General features: G+C 60.0%; 19 protein-coding genes and 1 pseudogene. 2 read left to right on the top strand and 18 right to left on the bottom strand.

Annotation, left to right across the window (positions count from 1 at the left end; all coding sequences use genetic code 11):
* Positions 1-37: 37 nt before the first annotated feature.
* Positions 38-943 (bottom strand): LysR family transcriptional regulator, encoded by a 906-nt coding sequence (locus P775_RS02355; protein ID WP_099909452.1) that lies wholly within the window; start codon positions 941-943, stop codon positions 38-40.
* 277 nt (positions 944-1,220) lie between these two features.
* On the opposite strand from P775_RS02355, the gene P775_RS02350 reads away from it, so the two are divergent.
* A complete protein-coding gene (locus P775_RS02350) occupies positions 1,221-1,658 on the top strand; it encodes a DUF4399 domain-containing protein (protein ID WP_099909451.1) in 438 nt (145 codons plus the stop codon).
* 84 nt (positions 1,659-1,742) lie between these two features.
* Here P775_RS02350 and P775_RS02345 read toward each other — a convergent pair whose 3' ends face one another.
* From P775_RS02345 to P775_RS02280, 14 genes and pseudogenes are all read right to left on the bottom strand, one after another.
* A complete protein-coding gene (locus tag P775_RS02345; RefSeq protein ID WP_099909450.1) occupies positions 1,743-2,303 on the bottom strand; it encodes a type 1 glutamine amidotransferase domain-containing protein in 561 nt (186 codons plus the stop codon).
* Positions 2,304-2,420: 117 nt separating this feature from the next.
* Positions 2,421-4,448 (bottom strand): NADPH-dependent 2,4-dienoyl-CoA reductase, encoded by a 2,028-nt coding sequence (locus tag P775_RS02340; protein WP_099909449.1) that lies wholly within the window; start codon positions 4,446-4,448, stop codon positions 2,421-2,423.
* A 240-nt stretch (positions 4,449-4,688) separates the two neighbouring features.
* Positions 4,689-5,033: a hypothetical protein gene (locus tag P775_RS02335; RefSeq protein ID WP_099909494.1), complete on the bottom strand. Its 345-nt coding sequence runs from the start codon at positions 5,031-5,033 to the stop codon at positions 4,689-4,691.
* A gap of 216 nt (positions 5,034-5,249) precedes the next feature.
* Entirely contained in the window at positions 5,250-5,861 is a 612-nt protein-coding gene (locus tag P775_RS02330; protein ID WP_245875532.1) for a DUF2306 domain-containing protein, read from the bottom strand.
* 100 nt (positions 5,862-5,961) lie between these two features.
* A complete protein-coding gene (msrA, locus tag P775_RS02325; RefSeq protein ID WP_099909448.1) occupies positions 5,962-6,468 on the bottom strand; it encodes a peptide-methionine (S)-S-oxide reductase MsrA in 507 nt (168 codons plus the stop codon).
* Positions 6,465-6,914, bottom strand: coding sequence for a peptide-methionine (R)-S-oxide reductase MsrB (gene msrB / locus P775_RS02320; protein ID WP_099909447.1), 450 nt, complete (start codon positions 6,912-6,914; stop codon positions 6,465-6,467). The genes msrA and msrB overlap by 4 nt, the downstream gene beginning before the upstream one ends.
* A gap of 369 nt (positions 6,915-7,283) precedes the next feature.
* Positions 7,284-8,265 (bottom strand): annotated as a pseudogene (locus tag P775_RS02315) (hydantoinase/oxoprolinase N-terminal domain-containing protein); the annotation flags it as partial.
* On the bottom strand, positions 8,262-9,290 hold the full coding sequence (gene queG, locus P775_RS02310; protein ID WP_099909446.1) for a tRNA epoxyqueuosine(34) reductase QueG: 1,029 nt from the start codon (positions 9,288-9,290) through the stop codon (positions 8,262-8,264). The pseudogene P775_RS02315 and the gene queG, both read right to left, overlap by 4 nt.
* Before the next feature lie 78 nt (positions 9,291-9,368).
* The gene (gene fzlA, locus P775_RS02305; protein ID WP_099909445.1) at positions 9,369-10,034 is read right to left on the bottom strand and encodes an FtsZ-binding protein FzlA; all 666 of its coding nucleotides are present in this window, start codon (positions 10,032-10,034) and stop codon (positions 9,369-9,371) included.
* A gap of 202 nt (positions 10,035-10,236) precedes the next feature.
* Positions 10,237-10,995 (bottom strand): monofunctional biosynthetic peptidoglycan transglycosylase, encoded by a 759-nt coding sequence (gene mtgA / locus P775_RS02300; RefSeq protein ID WP_099909444.1) that lies wholly within the window; start codon positions 10,993-10,995, stop codon positions 10,237-10,239.
* A 141-nt stretch (positions 10,996-11,136) separates the two neighbouring features.
* Positions 11,137-15,672 carry a glutamate synthase large subunit gene (gltB, locus tag P775_RS02295; protein ID WP_099909443.1) on the bottom strand — a complete coding sequence of 1,512 codons (4,536 nt, stop codon included), beginning with the start codon at positions 15,670-15,672 and terminating at the stop codon, positions 11,137-11,139.
* Positions 15,669-16,094 (bottom strand): GFA family protein, encoded by a 426-nt coding sequence (locus P775_RS02290; RefSeq protein WP_342749626.1) that lies wholly within the window; start codon positions 16,092-16,094, stop codon positions 15,669-15,671. The genes gltB and P775_RS02290 overlap by 4 nt, the downstream gene beginning before the upstream one ends.
* A 2-nt stretch (positions 16,095-16,096) precedes the next feature.
* Positions 16,097-16,525, bottom strand: a complete 429-nt coding sequence (locus P775_RS02285; RefSeq protein ID WP_483880066.1) for a GFA family protein — start codon at positions 16,523-16,525, stop codon at positions 16,097-16,099.
* Positions 16,526-16,639: 114 nt separating this feature from the next.
* A complete protein-coding gene (locus P775_RS02280; RefSeq protein ID WP_099909441.1) occupies positions 16,640-18,073 on the bottom strand; it encodes an NAD(P)-dependent oxidoreductase in 1,434 nt (477 codons plus the stop codon).
* A 215-nt stretch (positions 18,074-18,288) separates the two neighbouring features.
* Here P775_RS02280 and P775_RS02275 point away from each other — a divergent pair, with 215 nt between their 5' ends.
* Positions 18,289-19,092, top strand: coding sequence for an undecaprenyl-diphosphate phosphatase (locus P775_RS02275; RefSeq protein ID WP_099909440.1), 804 nt, complete (start codon positions 18,289-18,291; stop codon positions 19,090-19,092).
* A gap of 70 nt (positions 19,093-19,162) precedes the next feature.
* On the opposite strand, the gene rlmH is transcribed toward P775_RS02275, so the two are convergent.
* The 3 genes from rlmH to P775_RS02260 form a co-directional block, all read right to left on the bottom strand.
* The gene (rlmH, locus tag P775_RS02270; protein WP_099909439.1) at positions 19,163-19,633 is read right to left on the bottom strand and encodes a 23S rRNA (pseudouridine(1915)-N(3))-methyltransferase RlmH; all 471 of its coding nucleotides are present in this window, start codon (positions 19,631-19,633) and stop codon (positions 19,163-19,165) included.
* A complete protein-coding gene (gene rsfS, locus P775_RS02265; protein WP_245875531.1) occupies positions 19,634-20,008 on the bottom strand; it encodes a ribosome silencing factor in 375 nt (124 codons plus the stop codon).
* A gap of 250 nt (positions 20,009-20,258) precedes the next feature.
* A complete protein-coding gene (locus tag P775_RS02260; RefSeq protein ID WP_099909437.1) occupies positions 20,259-22,595 on the bottom strand; it encodes an aldehyde dehydrogenase family protein in 2,337 nt (778 codons plus the stop codon).
* Positions 22,596-22,616: the final 21 nt, after the last annotated feature.

Raw genomic sequence — 22,616 nt, 5'->3', positions numbered from 1 at the left:
CAAGGCAATCCAACGATACCAGAAGGCAGCACGGGGCCTATCCGTCGACAGGGACTTTCCCTGAAAAGGTCTGGACAAGAAAATCTACAAAGGCGCGCACCTTGGGTTGGGTGAAACGCCCCTGCGGAGAAACGGCATAGATGGCTTGCGTATTAGCGGGCAGATCGGGAATCGCATCCTCTACCAACCCCTGTTCCATGGCTTCAGCATAAAGAAAGGACGGCAGATAGGCGATCCCAAGGCCCGCAATGCAGGCGTTCAACAGAGAATGCCCGTCGTTTACCGAAAGCCATCCCGACGTGCGCACCTGCCGCCGTTCCCCCGATGGCGCCGTCACGTTCCAGACGGCATCGCTGGCCTGACCGGAATAGTGCAGCAGCTTGTGCGTATTCAGATCATCGATCTTTTGCGGGCGTCCGAATTTCTGAAAGTAAGCCGGCGATGCGATCATCCGCTTTGTCGTTTCAGTCAGCTTGCGGGACCGAAGCGACGTGTCATGCGTCTCTCCGATCCGCACGGCCAGATCGAACCCCTCAGAGATCAGTTCGACATAGCGATTGCTCAGCTCCATATTCACGCTGACATCAGGAAATTGCATCAGGAAGTCGTTCAGCACAGGGCCCAGATGGTTCACCCCGAAATCAGTTGCCACCGATATCCGCAACAGACCCGATGGCCCCGACTGCATTGCGGTGACAAGCGCATCCGCCTCTCCGGCATCATTCAGCACCCTGCGTGCCCGGTCATAATAGGCCAAGCCAATCTCGGTGGGGCTCACACGACGTGTCGTTCGGTTGATCAACCGCGCCCCCAGACGGGCCTCAAGCGAAGACACATGTTTGGACACGGCAGATTTAGAGATACCCATCCTTTTGGCCGCATCCGTGAAGCCGCCCTGGTCGATGACCATGGCAAAGGCCTCCATCTCTGTCAGGCGATCCATACCCACCTCCCTTGCTACTCTTTGACCTTGAGGCTTATTGCCGGAAATTCAGGCGCAAAAACGGCGCAGCGTGGACAATACAGGGATCACTCGTGGTTTTTGCAGGGACGCGAAACAGCCGTCACAGGCCCCAAGCGCTGCGGGGGGCTGGTCGGCGGCGATGGGACGAAGCCGCTGCAAGCTGTGTCGTTCTCTTGGCAGCATCCCTGCGTGCACTAGGTTTAGAGTGTCGGTCGCAAAGCTGCGGAACCGGCCAAGAGTTCGAAAGGACGATACCATGATAAAAGCAACAGCACTTGCGCTGGCATTTGGCGCCACTCTGGCAGCCCCCCTCTGGGCCGCAGATCAGACTGCGTCGGCCCCCGATGCCCAAGTATATTTCATCAGCCCGGCGGAAGGTGATACCGTCAGCTCTCCACTCAAGGTGGTGTTCGGGCTTTCCGGCATGGGCATTGCCCCCGCGGGCACCGAAAAGGAAATGACCGGCCACCATCATCTGTTCATCGACGTCCCGCCCTTTGGCGAAGGGGACGCCGCTCGCGACGCGGCCATTCCGTCGGATGACAACCACAAGCACTTTGGCGGTGGCCAGACCGAAACCATGCTAGATCTCGCCCCCGGCGAACACACGCTGCAACTGGTCCTTGGCGACTGGAGCCATGTGCCCTTTGATCCGCCCGTCACCTCGGATGTGATCACCATCACTGTCGAATGACATGACAAGGGCCGCATCCCTGAAAGGATGCGGCCCTTTTACCTATCGAACCCCTATACAGGTCTGGAACGAACGACCTGCGACTTATGCCGCCTTGCGGTCGTGTCTGCCTTCTTCAATTTCTTCGATGATCTTCGCAACAAAGGCTTTCAGATCGTTCGGATTGCGGCTTGTGACAATGCCCTTATCCGCCACAACTTCGACGTCGCGCCAGTTGGCACCGGCGTTGATCACATCTGTCTTGACTGAATGGTAAGAGGTCATGTCGCGGCCTTTCACGATACCCGCTTCGACCAGCACCCAAGGCGCGTGGCAGACAGCGGCGATGACCTTTCCGTGGTCATGGAACTGGCGCACAAGTGTGATCACATCCTCTTCGACCCGCAACAGGTCCGGATTGATCTGCCCGCCCGGCAGGACAAGAGCGTCATACTGCGAAATGTCGACATCCTTGAGCGCGAGGTCGACCTCGACCTCTCCGTCCCAGTCAGGGCCGCTCCAAGCGCGGATCTTTTTCCCGTCGAGCGAGGCGACATGGACGATTGCCCCCGCCGTGCGCAGGTCGTCCCGGGGGACTTCCAGTTCGGATTTCTCAAAGCCATGTGTGGCGAGAACAAGGATTTTTGCGTCTTTTATGAGTGGCATGGTCTGCTCCTTTCACTTCGGTTGCAGCGCGGGACTTTGCCCGCTGCCTTCATCCAACAAACGCCCGCCCAGCCTGACTGTTCCATAATTCTTGAGTAAAGACTGCGCAGAGAGGGCCTAAAGCCCGGCGGCCAGGCGCATGCCCTGATCGATGGCCCGCTTGGCGTCCAGCTCCGCAGCGACATCGGCGCCGCCGATTACATGAAAGATTAGCCCTCTTGCCTGCAGGGCCTCCGCAAGGCTGCGCTCGGGCAGCTGCCCAGCGCAAAGCACAACGGTGTCGCAGGCAATCAGCTCTGGCCGTTCACGCGCCTCTCCAAAAGAAATGTGCAGCCCGTCGGCGTCAATCGCTTCGTAATTCACCCCGGCGATCATCTTCACACCCTTCATGCTCAGCGCCGCACGGTGGATCCAGCCTGTGGTTTTACCAAGGCGTTTGCCGGGGCGTTCCGCCTTGCGCTGCAAAAGGGTGACCTCGCGCGCGGGGGCTGTCGGTAGCGGGCCTTCGGTGGCAAGGCCGGAGCGGGTGATCGCGGGGTCCACAACCCCCCATTCCCGCATCCAGTCGGGCAGGTTTTCCGTCGGGCTCTCACCGTCCTGCACCAGATACTCGGCCACATCAAAGCCGATACCGCCTGCGCCAACGATGGCCACCCGCTTACCGACGGGGGCCTTTCCGCGCAGCACGTCGATATAATTCAGCACATGCGGCGCATCCTGACCGGGAATGCCCGGATCACGCGGAACAACGCCGGTTGCGATGATCACCTCGTCAAAGCCCACCAGATCAGCGGCTTTCACATCGCAGCTCAACCTCAACACGATCCCGCCTTCTGCCACCATCGTCTGATACCAGTCGACCAGCCCGCGGAACTCCTCTTTTCCCGGCACCTGCTTGGCCATATTCAGCTGACCGCCGATCTGATCCGCCCGGTCAAACAGGGTCACCTGATGCCCGCGCTCTGCCGCCGTCAGCGCCGCCGAAAGTCCGGCAGGCCCCGCGCCAACAACCGCGATGGATTTGACCTGCTCAGCGCGCGCGATCACCAGCTCTGTCTCATGACAGGCGCGCGGATTTACCAGACAGGACGAAGTCTTGCCGCTGAACGTATGGTCGAGACAGGCCTGATTACAGGCAATGCAGGGCGCAATCTGCGCCGAACGCCCGCTGGCCGCCTTGCTGACGAACTCCGGATCGGCAAGAAAGGGCCGCGCCATGCTGATCATATCGGCGCAGCCATCGGCCAGCACCTGTTCGGCCACCTCGGCCGTGTTGATACGGTTCGAGGTGATGATAGGAATCCCCACCTTTCCCATCAGTTTCCGCGTGACCCAGGCAAAAGCCGCCCGTGGTACGCTGGTGGCAATGGTCGGCACACGTGCCTCATGCCATCCGATGCCGGTGTTCAGAATGGTGGCCCCCGCCGCCTCCACCGCCTGGGCCAATTGCACGACCTCGGCGTGGTTTGATCCGTTGGGGACAAGGTCGATCATCGACAAACGATAGATCAGGATAAAATCCGTGCCCACCGCCTCTCGGACACGGGCCACCACCTCAACCGGCAGGCGCATCCGGTTTTCATAGGACCCACCCCAGCAATCGGAGCGCTTGTTGGTATGGGTCACCAGGAACTGATTGAGGAAATAGCCCTCAGATCCCATCACCTCGACCCCGTCATAGCCCGCCTCACGGGCACGGGCAGCTGAGGTTACGATATCGCTGATCTGCTTTTCGATTCCCGCTTCGTCCAATTCTTTTGGGGGAAAAGGCGAAATCGGGGATTTAACCGCCGAGGCGCTGACACATTCAGGACTGTAGGCATATCGCCCCGCATGCAGGATCTGCATCGCGATCTTACCGCCGCCATCATGCACCCGGTCCGTGACAATGCGATGATTGGCAATATCCTCAGCCGTGAACAGGCCCGCCGCACCGGGAAATACGCCGCCCTCGCGGTTGGGTGCCATGCCGCCAGTGACCATAAGGGCAACGTCAGCCCTTGCACGCGTGGCGTAAAATTCTGCCACGCGGTTCCAATCCTTCGCCTCTTCCAGATTGGTGTGCATCGAGCCCATCAGCACGCGGTTTTTCAGCCTGGTAAAGCCAAGATCCAGCGGTGCCAGAAGATGTGGATACTGTGTCATGCGAAAGCCTCCCCTTTGGCGGCACCTCACAGCATCGCGTCACGTCTGTCACCGACAAACGTGGCGTCACAGGTCGCGCGAGTGCAGACCCCAAGCCTTGCTCGGGCCGGACTTTGCGTATTTTAAGATATACGAAGCAAAGAAGGACGCCGCTTCTTCTCTTTTCAAATACGCAAAAGAACGCCCGCCGCAATATGCGCGGCGGGTCCGAATACTATAACAGATATTAGGCTTCCAACCTCAGTTGCTGGCGAATTGCAGGCCCGTGTTCTCGGCTGTGACATGCAGCGCATCACCGCTGCGTTCAAAGCTGTAGAGCACGTCCCGCGCGCCCGGCATGCCAAAGGCCACCGAATCGCCGTCCTGCATCAGCATCCGGATGCGGGCCGGAGCATAGGCGCCGACGCGGGACACATAGGTGCCGATGACATCATAGCCGTTTTCCGCTTCGACGAAGTAGACGTTCATGTCCAGACCGCCTTCGTGCAGGGTCGCAGAGGACATCGGCGCTGTCAGGGTCATCTCGTCGGCCAGAACCGGGGCTGCTGTCAGGGCCAGTGCCGCAAGGGTAAATGCAAATTTCATGGTGCGTCTCGCTTTCAGGGTATCGTTCAATGTCTGTGAAGGGCGAAGCCCGTCTTTTCTGCAGTGCAGCATATATGATTTCTGCACTGCAGCGCTATGGCCCACAGGACATAGCCGCCATGAACTGAGCGCGGGTAGCTGGACCCACCCGGTCCGGTATTCGATTGCACACGAGTGATTTCGTTAACGAACACTTAGACCGCGCTTGAACCTGCCCTATCGGCGCAGATAAAGCTCCAGTCCCAACAGATAGGGCAGATAAAACGCAAAGTTCTGCACCAGATCGAAGGCGCCTGAAAAGTTCGCGTTCGACGCAGCCCCATCTGTGGCGAGGTACCACAAACCATAATGAAACCGATAGAGCCAGGATCCGATCGCCAGCCAGAAGGTACGTAAGGCCCATCTGCGGTGCCTGTCCATCTGCCCCGCCCGGGCGAATCGCAGCGTCTGCACGCAAGACACAATCAGGCAAAGACCGTAAATACCAAAGCCCAGGTCCATCGGCCAGCCGCCCACGCTGCCGCGCTGCAGGATATACAACAACCCCGCAGCGCCGGTCATCAACCCCAGTCCCGTGATGATGCGGCCCGCCCAGCGGTGCCACCACGGCAACAGCCTCCGGACCCAGGGGATCAACTGGACCGGCACCAGAAGCGTGACCACCGCCCCGCAAAGCATATGCCCAAAAATGGCTGGGTTGCTCAGCCCGCCACCATCCCGAAACAGATAGCTGTCGCGCAGTTCGCCTAAACCCAGTCCTTCCGCGCCAAAGACAAAGGCGTAACGGACAAAGGGCAACATCAGCAACACAAGGCCCGATATCAGCAAGACAAATCCAACCGGACGCCAGTATCGCGCGACTTTGAACACAGCTCAGCCGCCACAGAGAAAAACGCCCTGCCGATCTGGCAGGGCGTCCGGCATCAGTTCATTCCGCTGCATCACGCTTGGGCAGGACCCAGTCGGGGCGTGGGAAATGACAGGTGTAGCCGTTGGGAAACTTCTCCAGATAATCCTGGTGCGATTCTTCCGCGAGCCAGAAATCGCCCACCGGTTCTACCTCGGTCACGACCTTGCCGGGCCACAGCCCAGAAGCCTCGACATCTGCAATCGTGTCCAGCGCGACGGCTTTCTGATCCTCATCCACATAGTAGATCGCGGACCGATAACTCAGACCGATGTCATTGCCCTGACGGTTCAGCGTGGTCGGATCATGGATCTGAAAGAACACCTCAAGGATGCTGCGATAGGAAATGCGTTCAGGATCAAAGGTGATCTCGATTCCCTCGGCATGGGTGCCGTGATTGCGATAGGTCGCATTGGGGATATCTCCGCCAGTATAGCCCACACGCGTGCCAAGCACGCCGTGCAGGCGCCGGATCAGATCCTGCATGCCCCAGAAACACCCGCCTGCCAGAACCGCGCGTTCGCTCATGCCACATCCTCCACCTGATTGATATAGTCGCCGTAGCCTTCGGCCTCCATGTCGGCGCGCGCGATGAACCGCAGGGAGGCGCCGTTGATGCAGTAGCGCAGCCCGCCGCGATCCTTGGGTCCATCGGGAAAGACGTGCCCCAAATGGCTGTCACCATGGGTCGAACGCACCTCGGTGCGGAGCATGCCATGGGTCATGTCGCGCAATTCGTTCACATAGGCAGGCTCGATCGGCTTGGTAAAGCTTGGCCAGCCGCACCCGGATTCGAACTTGTCTGAGCTGGCAAACAGCGGCTCACCGCTGACGATATCCACGTAGATGCCGGTTTCCTTGTTATCAAGGTAGGCACCCGTGCCGGGGCGTTCGGTGCCGCTCTGCTGGGTCACGCGGTACTGTTCGGGCGTGAGTGTCGCGATGACGTCCGGGTCTTTGGTGTATCGGGTCATGAAATCCCCCTTTTTGTGTGACAATTTATTAGATGGGGTTTGAGCGCGCAAAAGCAAAGGTCTGTTCCCGGCGCTTCAGAACACTAAGAAGGACTGAAAGACAGATCATCCCGCAATCCGTGGTCTGCACGACGTTTCTGCGGTGATCATCGCCTCGATGAACACACCTCACGTGCCTCGATCTCGACCCTCTTAACTTCTCAACGCAAGAAAACTGCGACATCGACCGCCCCTGCCCCCCCCTTGCCCCAACCCGTACCTCTGCGCTCAGCGCGGTTTCCAGACAGGCCATCGCCTCTTGCGTCGCGGCAAAATCCTGCGGGCCATCCGCTCACCCAAGCCAACCGGCCACCGCCGCGCTATCCCAAACCGACGCGAGCCAAGGATCAAACTGCCAGCCAATCCCTCGGCCACCTGAACCTCAGAATCCCCGCCCAGACCATGGGCACGCATCGCAACAGCTTCGACCATCGTGCGAAACCGGCCGACCTGTGCGCCCGCTGGATCGATCAGCGGCACCCCGTCACGCAACAGCGCGATATCGGTGGTGTTCCCACCGATATCGGCAACCAGCGCATCCCGCACCCCGGTCAGCCACCGCGCCCCCACAAGGCTCGCCGCCGTGCCACTCAGGATCGTCTCGATGGGCCGTTGCTGCGCCTGCGCCGCAGACATCAGCGCGCCATCCCCGCGCACCACCATCATCGGTGCGCGCACGCCAAAGGCGCACAATGTCTCCTCGGCCCGCGCGATCAACCGATGCGTCAACCCGATCAGCCGCGCATTCAGCGCCCGCTTCGGGTCGCCCAGCCGCGCCGAAAGCTCGTGGGAGCACGTGACAGGCCGCCCCGTCACTTCTGCCACAAGATCCCGCGCGGCCTACCTCATGTTCGAGATTGCGCGCGGCCAATTGCGCTGCAACAGCAACGGCTGAAACCTCCTGCGCGCGGGCCCAGACCTGAAGCACAGCTAGGTCCAGATAGGCCACAGCGCCCCCGGCATGGATGTGCCCGCCCCCAAGAACCAGCACCGGATCACCGCCAAGCGCCTCGAACAAACCGTGCGTCTCAAGATCGCGATCGCCAATCCCGAGATAGACCAGCCCAACACGCCTGCCCTGCCCCTCTACCAGCGCGTTGGTGGCAAGGGTGGTAGACAGAGATGCCATCGAAATCTCGCCCGCCTGCACCCCTGCCTGCGACAGCACTGCAGATACTGCCGCCCCGATCCCTACAGCCAGATCACTGTCGGTTGTCAGCGCCTTGGCCTTAGCGATGACCAAAGATTCATCCCGAATTAGCACGGCATCCGTATAGGTTCCGCCAATATCCACGCCCAGAACGACGCTCATCCCAACCGTTCCACCGCCCAGCGCGCGGCGTCTGCCACAACAGGATCTTCATCCTTGCACAGCCCCTGCGCCACGGGCCGCAACCGTGCCTCACCCGAGTTGCCGATGGCATAAAGCACATTGCGCGTGAACCGCCCCCGCCCAATCCTCTTTATTGGCGAACCTGAGAAATGCGCACGGAACCCCGCGTCATCGAACTGCGCCAGATCCGCGAGCCGGGGCGCCACGAGTTCGGCGCGTGCGTGATACTTCACCTCCTGCGCCGCGACGGCAAACTTGTTCCAAGGGCAGACGGCAAGACAATCGTCGCAGCCATAGATCCGGTTGCCCATCAAGGCGCGCAGATCCTCATCCACCGGCCCGTGATGTTCAATCGTCAGATAGGAAATACACCGACGCGCATCCAGCTGATAGGGTGCGGGAAAGGCACTGGTCGGGCAGATGTCCAGACAGGCCCGACAGGATCCGCAATGATCGACCTCAGCCTGATCCGCAGGCAGATCGAGCGTGCTGAACACCGAGCCCAGAAAGAACCACGACCCCAGATCGCGTGACACCAGATTGGTGTGCTTGCCCTGCCAGCCCAGCCCCGCCGCTTGCCCCAGCGGCTTTTCCGGTACAGGTGCGGTGTCGACAAAGACCTTCACTGCACCACCGCCTTCGGCGATGAGCCAGCGCGCCAGCCGTTTCAGCCGTTTTTTGACGACATCGTGGTAATCGCGATTCTGCGCATAGACCGACACGGCACCCTGTTCGGGATGACCCAGCACTTCCAGCGGATCATGCCCGGGCGTATAACTCTCGCCCAGCATGATCACCGAACGCGCCTCGGGCCAGAGCACCTGTGGCGCACCGCGCCAATGACTGCGCTCTGCGAGCCAGGACATCTGCCCGTGATAACCCCGTTCCAGAAAGGCGGCCAGCCGCCCCGGCACCTGCGGCACGTCCCAGGGGCGGCACACACGGCACAGATCGAAACCGGCAGCCAGAGCCTCTTGCACAAGTCGGTCTTTTAGGAGGAGCATGTTTCATCTGCCCGAAAATATCCTCGGGGGGAGTCCCGCAGGGACGGGGGGCAGATAGCCCCCCTGCAACGATCCGGTTCAGAAATCCAGATCGGCATAATGCGCCGGCGGCGGAAACCCCCCGATCTGATCGGCAAGGATGGACCGAAATGCCGGGCGTGACTTGATCTTGGCATACCAGTCCTTCACCGTCGCTGACCGGTTCCAGTCAACATCAGAGATATAATCCAGCGCTGACAAATGCGCCGCCGCCGCGAAATCGGCCAAGGTCATCGAATCCCCCGCGAGCCAGCGGCGATGATCCAGCAGCCAGGCCATGTAATCCAAGTGGTACTTGATCGCCTTGGCACCCGATTTCACGTTGGAACTGTCGGGATAACCCTTCCCCATGACCTTCTTGTTGACCCGCTCATAAAGCAGCTTCGACGTCACCTCATGATGGAACTTATCATCGAACCAGCCCACCAGCCGCCGCACTTCATAGCGGTTTTCGGCACTGCGTGGCATCAGCGGCGGTTCGGGATGGATCTCTTCCAGATATTCGCAGATGGCGGCGGATTCAGCCATTATCTTGCCGTCTATCCTCAGCACCGGCACCTTGGCAGCTGGGTTGCGGCGCAGGAAATCAGCATCCTTTTCCCAGTAGCGCTCTTCGATAAGCTCGCATTCGATCTTTTTCTCAGCAAGGCTCAGCCGTACTTTGCGGCAGAACGGGGAAAGCGGCACGTGATAGAGTTTTGCCATGATGGGATGCGCATCCGATATTTGTGGATATCCCTCCTACTTGGCGCGAAAACGGGCTTAGTTCAACTGCTGATCGCCACCCCAAGATTGCATGCTCTCTTTACGCGGGCGGTATTTTGCGTATTTGGAAAGAGACGAACGAAGGGAGGAAACCCTTTTTGACGGACCAAAACAACAGCGCCCACAGTCAATAGCCGCAGTTTCAGCCCCTCTCGAAACAGGCGGCGCGCCCGTCACGGGCAATGGTTGCGGCACCGTCCCGGATACTGTCTGCACGGCGGCGCACATAATTGGACGGTTTGGACGCCGAGCGGTCCTTGGGGTCTGGAAGGATAGCTGCCAGACGCGCCGACTGTGTGCTGCTCAGCGCCTCCGGCGCTATCCCAAAGTAATGCTGTGAAGCAGCGCCGATCCCGAACACCCCTTCGTCGAATTCCGCGACATTCAGATAGACCTCAAGGATCCGCCTCTTGCTCCAGAGCGCCTCCATCACCGGGGTGATCAGTGCCTCCAGTGCCTTGCGGATATAGTTTCGCCCGTGCCAGAGAAAGGTGTTCTTGACCACCTGCTGGCTGATGGTCGAGGCGCCCCGGTTGCCGCCCTCTTCGATGGCAGTGCGGATCGCGGCCATGTCGAACCCCCAGTGATTGCAGAAATTCGCATCCTCCGCCGCCACAACAGAGCGAAGCATCACCGGCGCAATATTGTCGGCACTCACCCAGCTGTATTCCACCCCTGCCCCAAGGCGTCGCCCTTCGCTGAGCATATAGATCGTCGTCGGCGGGTTCACGACCTTGTAAAGGAGCACCACCAGCAGGATCACGGATGCAAGCACAAAGGCCAGCCGCCAGAGCCAGCGCAGCAGCAGCGGCCGAGGCCGCAACTGTAGCCGCGACAACCAAGCAGGCCTGGTTGCCCCTTGCGAGGTCTTTTTAGAAGCGGTCTTGCGTCTTGTCGCCATGGCGCCATCCTTACGCAGAGCGGGCCTGCAGGAAAAGCCTTTGCAAGCACCAGCCTGTCAAACCGTGGCCCCTTGGACCCGCAAAAGAATAAGGGCCACGCAATGGCGCAGCCCTTATTCACATTTTTCAGTCTCTGAATATCAGGCAGTCACCGCAGCGGTGCCTTCCGTAAGCGGATAGGCGATCTTGTCCAGCATCTCTTTCGGGCAAACCTGAAGAAACTTTGGCAGTTCTTCAGACCAGTGTTGCAGGATGTCCAGCGCCTTGCGACTGTCGGTTTCCCGCGCATGGCGTTCTACCAGCGCGAAAAGTTCGTCTTGCCATGGTTTCACCGTGACCGGGCAGGTCACGATGCTTTCCATATTCATCAGCTCGGTCGCGATGCCGTCGGGATCATAGAGATAGGCCATCCCCCCGGTCATGCCCGCGCCAAAGTTGGCCCCGACACTACCGAGAATGACCGCGATCCCACCGGTCATGTATTCGCAACCGTTCGATCCGCAGCCTTCGACCACAACCGACGCGCCCGAGTTGCGCACCGCGAACCGTTCGCCCGCGCGCCCGGCGGCAAAAAGGAAGCCTTCGGTCGCACCGTAAAGCACCGTGTTGCCGATGATCGTATTTTCGGAGGCAACAAGCGGCGAATGCATCGGCGGTCGCACCACGATCGTGCCCCCCGACAGCCCCTTGCCGACATAGTCGTTAGCATCGCCGGAAACCTCAAGCTTCAGTCCCGGCGCCGCAAATGCCCCAAGCGACTGCCCGGCAGAACCGGTCAGCTTCACCGTCAGGTGATCGGGCTGCAGACTGTTGCGCATACCGAACTTGCGCACGATATGCGACGAGGTCCGCGTGCCGACGGTGCGATGCGTGTTCTGCACCGCATAGGACAGCTGCATCTTCTCGCCGTCCTCAAGGAAGCGCGCGGCGTCGCGCACGATTTCGGCGTCCAGCGTATCGGGCACAGCGTTGCGCGGACGATCCCGGTTGTAGACGATGTCGTCCGAGCCATCGACACGGATCAGCAGAGGGTTGAGGTCGAGGTCATCGAGATGATCCGACCCACGACTGACCTGCCGCAGCAAATCGGCTCGTCCGATAACATCATCCAGCGACCGTGCGCCGATGGAGGCGAGAATTTCGCGCACCTCTGTGGCATAGAAGGTGATCAGGTTCACCACCTTGTCCGCGGTGCCGGTGAACTTCTTGCGAAGGTCCTCGTCCTGCGTGCAGACGCCCACCGGGCAGGTGTTGGACTGGCACTGACGCACCATGATGCAACCCATCGCGATCAAAGCAGCGGTGCCGATGCCGTATTCCTCGGCCCCGAGCATGGCCGCCATGACGATGTCACGACCCGTGCGCAGACCTCCGTCGGTGCGCAGGGTCACCCGCTCGCGCAGGTTGTTCATCGACAGCACCTGGTGCGCCTCGGTCAGGCCCATCTCCCACGGCAGGCCGGCGTATTTGATGGAGGTCGCCGGAGACGCCCCCGTGCCGCCGTTGTGGCCCGAGATCAGGATCACGTCGGCCTTAGCCTTCGCGACACCGGCGGCAATCGTACCGACGCCGCTGGATGCCACCAGCTTCACCGTCACCTTGCAGCGCGGGTTGATCTGCTTGAGGTCATAGATCAGCTGGGCCAGATCTTCGATCGAGTAGATGTCGTGGTGCGGTGGCGGTGAAATCAGCATCACGCCGGGTGTCGAGTGCCGCAAACGAGCGATGAGCTTCGTCACCTTCATGCCGGGCAGCTGGCCGCCCTCGCCCGGCTTCGCGCCCTGCGCGACCTTGATTTCAAGCTCTTCACACTGGTTCAGATACTCGGCAGTGACGCCAAAGCGCCCCGACGCCACCTGCTTGATCTTGGCAGACGGGTTGTCGCCGTTGGATTCGGGCACGAAATGCGCCGGATCTTCGCCGCCCTCACCAGAGTCAGACTTGGCCCCGATGCGGTTCATAGCGATGTTCAGCGTCTTGTGTGCCTCTGGCCCAAGCGCTCCAAGGGACATGCCCGGAGTCACGAACCGCTTGCGGATCGAGGTGATGGATTCCACCTGCTCAAGCGGGATCGCCGGGCCGATGGGTTTCATCGCCAGAAGGTCGCGCAGATGGATCGGCGGGTTGGCCTGCATTGCCTTGGAATAGGTCTTCCACAGCTCATAGCTCGCCTTGTTGCAGGCTGCCTGCAGCAGATGCATGTTCTGCGCGCCCCAAGCATGCGTTTCACCCGATTTGCGCGACTTGTAGAAGCCGCCGATGGGCAGAACGTCCTGACCGCCAAGAAAGCCAAGCCGGTGGATCTGTTCAGCCTTGGTCTGGATGCCGCTGACACCGATACCACTGATCCGGCTGACCATACCCGGGAAGAATTCAGCGCACATGGCGCGGGACAGGCCGACCGCCTCAAAGTTCAGGCCGCCGCGATAGGAGGATACAACCGAGATTCCCATTTTCGACATGATCTTGAGCAGACCCTGATCAATCGCCTCGCGGTATTTGCGCACGGCTTGAGTCAAGGTCGTGTCCAGCAGACCGCGGTCAATACGGTCGGACAGGCTGTCTTCGGCAAGGTAGGGGTTCACCACCGTGGCGCCGGCCCCGATCAGCACCGCAAAGTAATGCGGATCAATACATTCGGCAGACCGGACGTTGATCGAACAGAAGGTGCGCAGACCCTTGCGTGTCAGATGGCTGTGCACCGCGCTGGTCGCCAGGATCATCGGCATGCCGACCTTGTCCTCGCTGGCAAGATGATCGGTCAGCGTCAGGTGTCCGGCGCCAGAACGCACGGCATCCTCGGCCTCAGCGCGAATCCGGTCCAGCCCCTTGCGCAGCGCGTCCTTGCTGGCCCCAACCGGGAAGGTGCAGTCGATTTCGACGCTTGGAGCGTTGAAATGACGCTTCAGATCGTCGAACTGCGCATTGCCCACAAAGGGGCTGTCCAAAACGAGGATCTCGGTCTGGGCGCTGGATTCATCCAACACGTTCTTTAGATTTCCGAACCGTGTCTTGAGGCTCATCACCCGGAATTCGCGCAAGGAATCGATCGGCGGGTTGGTCACCTGGCTGAAGTTCTGCCGGAAGAAATGGCTCAGCGGGCGGTATTTTTTCGACAGGACCGCGCTGGGGGTGTCATCGCCCATGCTGACGACGGTTTCCTTGCCGTCCTCGGCCATGGGAGCGAGGATCTGCTCAAGTTCTTCGATGGTGAAACCGGCCGCGATCTGGCGGCGGCGCAGTTCCGCACCAGAGAACATGGCCTTTTCACTGACCTTGCCCAACTCTTCGTCCAGCTCGTTGATCTTGCCGACCCATTCACCAAAGGGCTGGCTGGCGGCCAGTTTGTTCTTGATCTCGACATCCCGGTAGAGCTTGCCGTCTTTCATGTCGACGGCGATCATCTGACCCGGCCCCAGCGCGCCTTTTTCGCGCACGGATCCTTCGTCGATCGGCACCATCCCGGCTTCGGATCCAGCGATCAGCAACCCGTCCCCAGTCACCACATAGCGCATCGGCCGCAGGCCATTGCGGTCCAGACCGCCACAGACCCAGCGGCCATCGGTCATGGCAAGGGCGGCGGGGCCGTCCCAGGGTTCCATCACCGAGTTGCAGTAGGAATACATGTCACGCCATGCTTCAGGCAATTCCAGCGCCTGCTTGGACCAGGATTCCGGCACCAGCATGGTCTTTGCCATGGGCGCGTTGCGGCCTGCGCGCACCAGCACCTCGAACACCGCATCCAAGGCAGCCGAGTCGGAGGCACCGTTTGCGATGATCGGCTTGATGTCTTCCGCCATGTCCCCAAATGTGGCGCTCGCCATGCGGATTTCATGGCTCTTCATCCAGTTGGTGTTGCCCTTGAGCGTGTTGATCTCGCCATTGTGCGCAAGCATGCGGAAGGGTTGTGCCAACCACCACTGCGGGAAAGTGTTGGTGGAATAGCGCTGGTGATAGATCGCGAAGGCCGATTCAAACCGCTCATCCATCAGGTCGGGATAGAATTCGGCCACATCCTGCGCCAGCATCATCCCCTTGTAGATGATCGAACGGCAGGAAAGCGACGCTATATAAAGCTGGCCGACACCCTGCGCGGCCGCTGCCTTTTCGATGCGGCGGCGGATCACGTAAAGTTCGCGTTCGAACGTCTCTTCGTCCACACCCTTGGCATTGGAAATCAGGATCTGCTCGATCTCGGGGCGGGTCGCGTTTGCCTTTTCACCCAGGCAATCGACATTCACCGGAACGTGACGCCAGCCATAGATGTAATGGCCCATGCGCAGCACTTCGGTTTCGACGATTGTGCGACAGGTTTCCTGCGCGCCGAAATCGGTACGGGGCAGAAACACCTGACCCACCGCCATGAGTTCATCCTTACGCGGCGTGTGGCCGGTGCGGTCGATCTGGTCGTAAAAGAACGCAACCGGGATCTGCACATGGATGCCCGCACCATCGCCGGTCTTGCCATCCGCATCGACAGCGCCCCGGTGCCAGATCGCCTTGAGCGCGGAAATGCCGGCATCCACAACCCGGCGGCTGGCTTTGCCATCAATCGACACCACAAGACCCACGCCGCAGGAGGAATGTTCCTCGTCTGCCGAATACAGGCCATTTTCGGCCATCCACTTACGTTTGGTTTCTTCGGCCTTCACCCAGTTTGCATCATACTTGGTCATGTCTGCGCTCCTTCCAGAAATGCCGCGAAGCCCGCTTCGATCTCGGCCTTGGTTTTTCTCTCGTGATCCCCGGCAAAGGCATAGCCGCCCGGTTTCACATCAATATAGATCTCGGTCTTGAGGGTCAGACCCCCGGCATCCTCGACCAGACCGGCCGAAATGCTGTAATAATCATGCTCCGGCAGCGTCAGGTGATACCACAGCGTCGTGCCGCAGGTGTCACACCAGGCGCGCTCGGCCCAGTCGGAGGAGCCATAGGATTTAACCGGCCCTTCATATCTGACCGACCCCGGTTTCGCGTCGATCTCAAGCAGTGCGGACCCGGTCCAGCGGCGACACATCTCACAATGGCAGGCACCCAGCTTGTCAGCAGCGGGTTCAAAATGCACCGTTACGGCGCCGCACAGGCAGTTTCCGTTCATGGTCATTCCTCCGTGATTCCCAAACGTGAAAGGGTTTCTGCATCGCTCAGTCTTTCGTGGTCACCCGCAAGTGCAAAGGCGTCCGGCTTGCGATCAATGAATATTTCATGCGCAATCACCAGCCCGTTTGCATCGTCGAACAGACCGATGGGAATTTCATATCCGCCAAAATGCTGCCCCTTCTCGGTCACCTTGTACCACAGTGACGATCCGCAGGTCCCACACCAAGCCCGTTCTGCCCAACCAGACGATTGGAAACGCTGGATCGCGTGTATACCGCTAAAGGTGATATCTACTTCGGGGATCGTGATGGCAAAGAGGGCGGAGCCGGCCCAGCGCTGACACATCGTGCAGTGGCAAATGCCGTAAGAGGTGCCCGGCATCACCGCCGAGAACCGCACCTCTCCACACAAGCATTGACCTGTCCGCACTGTCAAAGTCCGCCCCCTGCATCAACCGTAAAGCCCCGTCATCCCTGAAGGTGGCAACTGGCCTGTTTCTCCCGGTGAACCCGGGGCGCCTCAGACGCCCCCTTTCATTGCCTCTTACTCCGCCGCGATCACGGCAGCACCGTTCATCTGCTCCAGGATCGCATTGGCACAATCGCGCCCGTCGCGGATCGCCCATACTACCAGCGAGGCACCGCGCACGATATCACCCACCGCATAGACGCCAGGCATGTCCGTGGCACCGGTGGTGAACTCTGCCTTGACCGTACCCCAGCGGGTCACACCCAATTCGGGCTGATCCCACAGAGTGGGCAGATCCTCGGGTTCGAACCCCAACGCCTTGATGACGATATCGGCCTCTTCGAAGTAATCCGACCCTTCGATCACCTCTGGGCTTTGACGCCCCGTGGCGTCCGGCATACCAAGACGCATGCGTTCAGCGATGACACCGGTTACTCTGTCACCCTTGAATCCCTTGGGCGCAGTCAGCCATTCAAAGATGACGCCTTCTTCCTCGGCATTCTGCACTTCGCGCTGGCTGCCCGGCATATTGGACCGGTCACGACGGTAAAGGCACTTGACCGAGGTCGCGCCCTGACGGATTGCCGTACGGACACAATCCATGGCCGTGTCGCCGCCGCCAATCACGACAATTTTCTTGCCGCTGGCGTTCAGCTCTCCACTGTCGAACTCCGGCACGGCGTCGCCAAAGCTCTTGCGATTGCTTGCGGTAAGAAAGTCGATGGCGCGCACGATTCCCTTGGCGCCAGACCCCGGCCCCTGCAGATCGCGTGTCTTGTAGACTCCAGTTGCGATTATGACCGCATCATGTGTGTCGCGGATTTCCTGAAACGATATATCAACGCCCACAGTGCAGTTCAGTCTGAACGTCACACCGCCGGCGGCAAGCTGTTCATTTCGGCGCATGACGATGGGCTTTTCCAGCTTGAAGCCCGGAATACCATAAGTCAGCAGTCCGCCGGCGCGATCATAGCGGTCGTAAACAGTGACCTGAATGCCCTGACGGCGCAGCACATCCGCAGCTGCAAGACCCCCGGGGCCCGCACCAATGATGCCAACGCTTTCAGGACGCTCGACATGCGGCTTGATCGCCTCGACCCAGCCTTCCTCCCAGGCTCTGTCGGTGATGTATTTTTCGACCGCCCCGATCGTGACCGTGCCGTGGCCGGATTGTTCGATCACGCAATTGCCTTCGCACAGGCGATCCTGCGGGCAGATGCGACCACATATCTCTGGGAAGGTGTTCGTGGCTTGGCTGACCTCATACGCTTCTTTCAACCGCCCTTCGGCGGTCAGGCGCAGCCAATCCGGAATGTTATTGTGCAGTGGGCAATGCGATTGACAATAAGGCACGCCGCACTGAGAGCAGCGCGAAGACTGCTCTTGCGCCTTTGCCTTTGCGTATTCCGAATAAATCTCTTGAAAGTCCTCTTTGCGCGCGCTTGCATCGCGCTTGTCGGGCATGGCCCGCTCAACCTTCACGAATTTCAACATCGGCTGCTTCGCCATGAAACGCTCCCATTCCGCCTGGATTTCTTGTTTACTCAACGGCAAAACGAAAGAAAAGGCAGAGTAGCTGACCTATATGCTGATTAATTTTCATCGCTCAAGCTCTTTGCCTGTACTCAAACGGATTTTTAGGTAACAAAGCGGACTTACTTTCCAGCTTTCCTCCTGATCCTATAGGCTTATACGAAGACGTATCTTCATACATGAGGGCAACCATGCCACTGACCCATCTCATCATTCTCGCTCTGATTCAGGGCATTACCGAATTTTTGCCTATCTCCTCCTCTGGCCACCTGATTCTTTTGCCCAAACTTGCCGGCATTCCAGACCAGGGCCAGGTGATCGACGTCGCTGTGCATATGGGCACCCTGCTGGCCGTGATCATCTTTTTCTGGGCAGACGTTCGAATCGCTGCGGTCGGTACAATGCGCCTGTTGCGCGGCAAGGTTGACACTCCTGGTGCTTTCCTCGCTCTTTGCCTGGCCATCGCAACCGTTCCGGTCGTGCTGGTCGGCCTGGTGCTTCAGCTCACAGGACTTGAGGACATGATGCGGTCTGTCGCAGTCATCGGCTGGACCATGCTGATCTTCGGCATCGTACTCTATTGGGCAGACCAAAAAGGCGAAGAGGTCAAAACCGACAAGGACTGGACCCTGCGTGATGCGTTCAAGATGGGTCTTTGGCAGGCCATTGCATTGATCCCCGGAACGTCGCGGTCTGGTATCACCATCACCGCTGCGCGCCAGATGGGATATGCGCGCACAGATGCTGCCAAACTGTCGATGCTTATGTCGATCCCGACCATCGCGGCCTCGGGTCTCTTGCTAGGCGTCAAGGTCGTGCACGATGCCGACATGGCAGCACTGCGCGACGGCAGCATCGCCGCCGCGCTGACTTTTGTATCGGCTATGCTTGCATTGACCCTGATGATGCGCCTGCTGCGCTCCGTCAGCTTTACACCCTACGTGATCTACCGGGTCATTCTGGGGATTGCGCTTCTGGTCTACGCCTACAGCTGATCAGAAAGAACCTTGGGAAAAGGGATCCGGGCGGAAATTGCCCGGATCAAAATCAGACGCGCGAAACACTTTAGATCCGATGATAAGGACTGCCAGCGAGGATAGAGGCTGCCCGGTATAATTGCTCTGCCAGCATCACGCGGACCAGCATGTGGGGCCAAACCATTTTCCCGAAAGACAGCGTCGCATTTGCCTGATCACGCAGAGTTGGATCAATGCCGTCCGCCCCGCCAATCACAAATGCCAGATCACAGGTGCCCGCATCCCGCCATCCGGACAGCCTGTCGGAGAACTCGGGCGAAGAAATGATCGGCCCGCGCTCATCCAGCGCACAGATCAGCGCCCCGGACGGAACCGACTTTTGCAGCAGCACGGCTTCTGTCGCCATGCCGCCGCCCTTGCGATCCTCGACCTCATGCACTGTAACCGGACCAAGGCTGAGCGCCCGCCCGCCGCGGTCAAACCGCTGCAGGTAGTCGTCTATCATTTCGCGTTCGGGGCCAGTCCGCAGACGGCCCACCACGCACAGATGTACCCGCATTTACTGGGTTGTGGCCTTTGCAGAAGCGCCCGCAGGCAGCCACATCTTTTCCAGCTGGTAGAATTCGCGCACTTCCGGGCGAAAGACATGCACGATCACGTCGCCTGTGTCGATCAGGACCCAGTCGCCGGTTTCCTTGCCTTCGATTTTGGACAGCACACCAAACTGCTGCTTGAGATCGTCCACAACATTTTCCGCCAGCGCGCCGACTTGACGGGACGAACGCCCCGAGCAGATGACCATATAGTCGCCAATGGCGGTCTTACCGCGCAGATCAATCTGCACGACATCTTCGCCCTTGTTGTCATCGAGGCTTGCAAGGATAGCCGCGAGGATCTTTTCGCTGGTCACATCCAGATGGGTTACGCCCGACATGGGCATTCCCGGGTGAGCGGCACGGGCCGCTTCAGTGTTGAATGACAGGACATTGTCCTCCTGGTTTTGCTGCGCCGACCACATCCCCGACGCTGAGGTAGTTTCAATATAGCACTGCGGATGTAAAATCTCAATGTCCGGTGACACTGCAGAGCGTAAGAGGGTGCCCATAGGCTGATTCGAGCCAAAGCGCCAGTGCCGTCATGCCGACAGTTCAGATCCTGTCGGCGCCAGCTGGCAGCATTGCAGGTCAGACGCCATAAGGCACCCAGACCGTCTTTACCTCGGTTGAAGCCTCAAGAAACGCCCGCCCCTCTCCTTCGGCGCCCAACCAGTCGCGCGCGAGGCCATTGTTCACCCAGCTCCGCTTGAGCACTCCCGCCGCGCCGGCTTCGATAACACCCGACACATCTGCCGAAGAAAAGCTCCAGACAGCCTCCATATCCATATGGGTGGCCAGTGTCGCTGCAAGTTCGACGTGGCTTCCGGTCAGGATATTGACCACCCCACCCGGCACATCGGATGTGTCGAGCACCTGATAGAAATCAGCCGCGATCAGCGGAAACGCCTCTGACGCGATCAGCACAACCCGGTTGCCCATCGCAATCGCCGGCGCCATCAGCGACACCAGCCCCAACAAAGGCCTGTCGTCTGGACACAGCGCGCCGATCACACCGCAGGGTTCGCGCAGGGCCATGGCGACGCCGCGCATTGGCACCTGCGTCACGCGCCCCTCGAACTTGTCGGCCCAGGCGGCATAGGTGAACAGGCGGTTCACCGACAACTCGACCTCTTTTGCCCCGTCGCGACCGCCGGTCAGCTGATCGATCCTTTTGGCGAATTCGTCAGAACGCGCCGACAGGTTTTCTGCCACATAATACAGGACCTGTGCCCGCAGATGGGCCGTTGTACCAGCCCAGGCTTTGGCGCCGTGCGCCGCCTCGACCGCGTTGCGGATATCCTTGCGACTGGCCAGCGGCGCCTGACCGATCAGCTCGCCCGCCGCGTCATAGACAGTGCGCGCATAGCCCCCGTCAGGCCGCGTCTGTTTGCCACCGATGTACAACTTTGCTGTCCGGTCAACCGCTTGCGGTTCAACCTCGGCGCCTCTGAAGGCCTTGATCTGTGTCAGCGGCTTTTGCGCCCCAATTTCGCGGGTGTAGGCCAGAAGCCCGTCCCACCCGCCTTCGCGCCCGAAGCCGCTCTCGCGCACGCCGCCAAAGGGCGCCGAGGCGTCGAACAAGTTGGCACCGTTGATCCAGACCACACCTGCGGCCAGTTTTGGTGCGATATCCAGCGCGACATTGATATTCTCGCTCCAGACGCTCGCCGCCAGACCGTAGCGCGTGTTGTTGGCAATCTCGACCGCCTCGGACGGTGTGCGGAAGGTGGTCGCCACCAGTACCGGGCCAAAGATCTCTTCCTGCATCAAGGGGGACACCGGGCTGAGACCGGTGATCAGCGTCGGCGGATAGAAGCATCCTTCGGGACAGGGCGTCGCCGGTTGATAAACCTCACCATCGCTGGAATCGACAAGTGCCCGGATCCGCGCCAGTTGCACCGGGTCGACAATGGCACCCAGATCGATGCACTTGTCGAGCGGGTCACCGATCCGCAGCCCGTCCATGCGGGCGCGCAGTTTCGCGTAAAACCGCGCGGCAATACCTTCCTGCACCAGCAGGCGCGATCCGGCACAGCAGACCTGCCCCTGATTGAACCAGATCGCATCCACCAGCCCCTCGACCGCCGAATCCAGATCCGCATCCTCGAACACGATGTAGGGGCTTTTGCCGCCCAGCTCCAACGTCAGCGCTTTGCCTGAACCGGCGGTCGCGACGCGGATCTTGCGCCCCACCTCGGTCGAGCCGGTAAAGGCGATCTTGTCGACATCTGCGCCCACGATCATCTCACCCACCGTGCCGTCGCCGGTCACAATGTTCACAACGCCCTTGGGCAGACCCGCCTGTTGGCAGATATCCGCAAACAGCAGCGCCGTGAGCGAAGTATATTCGGCCGGTTTCAGGACCACGGTGTTGCCCATGGCAAGGGCCGGTGCGACCTTCCAGGCCAGCATCAGCAGCGGAAAGTTCCACGGGATGATCTGCCCGCAGACGCCCAGAGGCACGCGCCCGGGCAGCTCGGACTCCATCAGCTGCGCCATCCCGGCGTGATAGTAGAAATGCCGCTGCGCAAGGGGCACATCAATGTCCCGGCTCTCGCGGATCGGCTTGCCATTGTCGAGCGTTTCGAGCACCGCGAACAGCCGCGCATGTTTCTGCAACAGCCTTGCAAGGGTATAGAGGTATCGCGCCCGTGCGGGACCGCCAAGATCCGCCCAATCCCCTTGGGCACGCCGTGCCGACGCAACGGCCGCATCCAAATCTGCTTGGGTTGCCTGCGTGATAAGGGCCAGCACCGCGCCCGTCGCGGGATTGCGGCTTTCGAATCCACGGCCCGGCTGGGTCATGGCGCCGTCGATGAAATGCCCGAACCGGCCGTCCCGCTCGGCCAGCCAGGCCTGTGCCTCCGCCGCACTTTCGGGCGCGGGACCATACTCCATCGTTTCGAATATCTCGCTCACGCCCATCTTTTCTTCTCTTTCCAAATA

The organism is Puniceibacterium antarcticum, from assembly GCF_002760615.1.
GTDB classification, from domain to species: Bacteria; Pseudomonadota; Alphaproteobacteria; order Rhodobacterales; family Rhodobacteraceae; genus Puniceibacterium; species Puniceibacterium antarcticum.
The sequence above is the reverse complement of the archived record's forward strand: the minus strand, read 5'-3'. Positions and strand labels throughout refer to the sequence as shown.

Coding starts and splice junctions, on each gene's coding strand:
- P775_RS02355 (WP_099909452.1), bottom strand. CDS start 943: ATGGATCGCCTGACAGAGATGGAGGCCTTTGCCATGGTCATCGACCAG.
- P775_RS02350 (WP_099909451.1), top strand. CDS start 1,221: ATGATAAAAGCAACAGCACTTGCGCTGGCATTTGGCGCCACTCTGGCA.
- P775_RS02345 (WP_099909450.1), bottom strand. CDS start 2,303: ATGCCACTCATAAAAGACGCAAAAATCCTTGTTCTCGCCACACATGGC.
- P775_RS02340 (WP_099909449.1), bottom strand. CDS start 4,448: ATGACACAGTATCCACATCTTCTGGCACCGCTGGATCTTGGCTTTACC.
- P775_RS02335 (WP_099909494.1), bottom strand. CDS start 5,033: ATGAAATTTGCATTTACCCTTGCGGCACTGGCCCTGACAGCAGCCCCG.
- msrA (WP_099909448.1), bottom strand. CDS start 6,468: ATGAGCGAACGCGCGGTTCTGGCAGGCGGGTGTTTCTGGGGCATGCAG.
- msrB (WP_099909447.1), bottom strand. CDS start 6,914: ATGACCCGATACACCAAAGACCCGGACGTCATCGCGACACTCACGCCC.
- queG (WP_099909446.1), bottom strand. CDS start 9,290: ATGCTCCTCCTAAAAGACCGACTTGTGCAAGAGGCTCTGGCTGCCGGT.
- fzlA (WP_099909445.1), bottom strand. CDS start 10,034: ATGGCAAAACTCTATCACGTGCCGCTTTCCCCGTTCTGCCGCAAAGTA.
- mtgA (WP_099909444.1), bottom strand. CDS start 10,995: ATGGCGACAAGACGCAAGACCGCTTCTAAAAAGACCTCGCAAGGGGCA.
- gltB (WP_099909443.1), bottom strand. CDS start 15,672: ATGACCAAGTATGATGCAAACTGGGTGAAGGCCGAAGAAACCAAACGT.
- P775_RS02290 (WP_342749626.1), bottom strand. CDS start 16,094: ATGAACGGAAACTGCCTGTGCGGCGCCGTAACGGTGCATTTTGAACCC.
- P775_RS02280 (WP_099909441.1), bottom strand. CDS start 18,073: ATGGCGAAGCAGCCGATGTTGAAATTCGTGAAGGTTGAGCGGGCCATG.
- P775_RS02275 (WP_099909440.1), top strand. CDS start 18,289: ATGCCACTGACCCATCTCATCATTCTCGCTCTGATTCAGGGCATTACC.
- rlmH (WP_099909439.1), bottom strand. CDS start 19,633: ATGCGGGTACATCTGTGCGTGGTGGGCCGTCTGCGGACTGGCCCCGAA.
- rsfS (WP_245875531.1), bottom strand. CDS start 20,008: ATGTCGGGCGTAACCCATCTGGATGTGACCAGCGAAAAGATCCTCGCG.
- P775_RS02260 (WP_099909437.1), bottom strand. CDS start 22,595: ATGGGCGTGAGCGAGATATTCGAAACGATGGAGTATGGTCCCGCGCCC.